The sequence below is a fragment of the Bartonella sp. CL70QHWL genome, assembly GCF_042194855.1.
Lineage (GTDB): Bacteria > Pseudomonadota > Alphaproteobacteria > Rhizobiales > Rhizobiaceae > Bartonella.
This window is the reverse complement of record NZ_JBHINJ010000060.1, coordinates 1-2,528: the sequence shown is the minus strand read 5'-3', so window position 1 is coordinate 2,528 and position 2,528 is coordinate 1. Positions and strand designations below refer to the sequence as shown.

Annotated in this window: 4 protein-coding genes; all 4 read left to right on the top strand. The window is 42.4% G+C overall.

The window, feature by feature from the left end:
- Window positions 1-75 (top strand): phage major tail tube protein (locus ACFIJZ_RS09545; protein WP_375631908.1); only part of this gene is annotated, 75 nt, incomplete at its 5' end.
- A 2-nt stretch (window positions 76-77) separates the two neighbouring features.
- On the top strand, window positions 78-365 hold the full coding sequence (locus ACFIJZ_RS09540) for a phage tail assembly protein (protein WP_273791694.1): 288 nt from the start codon (window positions 78-80) through the stop codon (window positions 363-365).
- A 38-nt stretch (window positions 366-403) separates the two neighbouring features.
- On the top strand, window positions 404-475 hold the full coding sequence (locus ACFIJZ_RS09535) for a GpE family phage tail protein (RefSeq protein ID WP_081485993.1): 72 nt from the start codon (window positions 404-406) through the stop codon (window positions 473-475).
- Window positions 472-2,528, top strand: a 2,057-nt coding sequence (locus tag ACFIJZ_RS09530) for a phage tail tape measure protein (RefSeq protein WP_375631905.1), incomplete at its 3' end; no start/stop codon positions are given. The genes ACFIJZ_RS09535 and ACFIJZ_RS09530, both read left to right, overlap by 4 nt.

Sequence of the window (2,528 nt, the reverse complement as noted above, 5' to 3'; positions counted from 1 at the left end):
GATGTCCTCAACTTGGTGAGAAAATTCAATGGCGTCAATCAACTCGCAGACCATAGAGAAAATATAGGATTATAAAAATGACAGTACAAACAAGCATTACACATAAATTACTTGTACCGATTACCTTTGAAGGAAAAGAGCATACCGAAATCACCTTACGGCGCCCCAAAACAAAAGATGTGCAAGCAATAGATAAGAAGGAAGGCGTTGAACAAACAATCGCTATGGTTTCTCGCCTTTCTGCATGGCCACATGAAGCTGTTGGTGAACTCGACATCAATGACTTATCGAGCATTGGAGAAATCTTAGAGTCTTTTATCAAACGGCGGGATACCTCGACTGGGAAACCGCCGCTAAACTCATAGCCGATATTACCATTGTGTTCCATTGGTCCCTTTCAGACATGATGGAAATGGAACCACAAGAATTAATATTCTGGCGAAAACAAGCAGCAGAAAGGTATAAAACAAAATGAGTAAAACAACTAAGGGTGCCGATGCAAAGGTAAAATTGACTCTTGAGGACAAACTCACCGCACCTCTCAAACGTGTACAAGAATCTTTTAAGAATTTGTCGCATACATTAAATATTCCCCACTTTTCTGCTGCACTAAAAAATATGACAGCATGCCTTAAAGGCGTTCAAAGAGCCCTTGGTACAGCGGCAAGTCGTGCTTCGGTATTTACCGGTGCTTTAGGGCTTACTGGTGATGGTCTTGTGGCAAGCTTGATCTCCGTTACCATGCAAACCATGAATCTTGGGGATAGTCTTCACCATGCATCACAGCATTTGGGAATGAGTGTTGCATCACTTCAATTATGGGGGGATGCAGCCGATAATTCAGGCACTTCTGCCGAGCTTTTTCAACAATCCTTAGCGGTTTTAAATAGGCGTTCAGCACAAGCATATGCTGGACAAAAAAGAGGCATGATGGGCTTTGAAGCGCTTGGCATTTCTGTCAAAAACACTTCTGGAAAACTCAAATCCACTTCTGTCTTGTTAGAAGAAATTACTGACAAGATGAGTAAGATGAAAAATCAAGCACAAAGAGAGCATATTGCTTCTCTGCTGTTTGGTGGGGATGGTAAAGAAATGGGCGCCATGCTTGCACAAGGCATGGCGCCTATCAAAGAACTATTTGCAAAGGCGCGAAAAGGAAAATGGCTGATAGGTGCTGATGTTGCACGCTATGCAGCAGATTTGAGTGATAAGCTTGGTGCTTTTAAGAAAAAAATAGGCGGTATCGCGAGCTTTATTGGCGCGCGTTTCATGCCCGTGATTAATGATATGATTGACGGTTTTTCAAAGTTGATTGATGAAAACCGCGACCTCATTCAAACAACTGTTGCGAGCTGGGCAAAAACCTTAAAAAAAGTCCTTAATGATTTGCTTAATCCTACCTCTGATTTAAGAAAAGGCATCAGTGATCTTACAGAGAGGATTAAAGGCTGGTTCCAATGGCTAGAACCTCTGATTGGTGAAATAACCCTCTTTAAGGTAGGACTTGTGGCACTTGGTTCGTTCATTTTTGGTCCACTCATTGCCGCATTAGCCGCAGCGGGAGCAGCGTTTGTCACCCTTGGCTATACTATAATGACCACACCTATCGGTTGGCTAATTGGCGGCATTGCAGCTCTTGTTTTACTCTATAAATATTGGGATGAACTCAATGGCTGGGTAGCCGCATCCTTAGCTGCAGTTGGAGCAGTTCTTACTGGGGCATTCATTGCGGCAATAGCACCAGCTGCTTCCGCAATTGCTGGTCTTGCTGTAACTCTTATAGCTTCACTTATTCCAGCAATAACTGCCGTTAGTTCTGCTTTTATATCGCTTGGTATCGCAATCATGACCACTCCTATCGGCTGGATTGCTGGCGGCATAGCAGCCCTTGTTGGAGTTGGATATCTGCTCTACAAAAATTGGGATACGGTAGTAAGCTTCATAAGCAACTTGTGGAATTCTTTTGCGAGCTTATGTAGTAACGTTTTCAATAACCTCTTGACGCTCTTTAAAAACTTTTCACCGCTCTCTTGGATTTCAAAAAAAATCAATGCATTGATTGAGTGGCTGTTTGGGATCAATCTCATGGAAGTAGGAACCAATCTCATTGGTAGCTTGTGGGACGGTATCAAAAGCCAATGGAATGCTCTGTCTGATTGGCTTAGCGGCATGATAAGCAAATTAACCAGCTGGATGCCTAATTGGATGAAAGAAAAGTTAGGCTTTAATGTTTCAATAGACAAGACTTCAACGCAGACCATTAAAACCTTTACCGAAGAAACCAATGCACGCGCAAAAAAAATGGTTGATACAGCAATTGTACCCAATGCTCCATCTGAAAAACGCAAGAGTGGTTTTAATACAGGGACAGTCGAAACAGAATACATAGAAACTCCAAATACAAAAGTGGGTTCCTTTGAAGTTCCAGAACCCATTACGATTCACAAACCTGTTGAAGTAGACGCCCGTGTAACCATTACAAATCTCAATATTTCAGTACCAAATGGTCTCAAGGACGAAATCAGAGA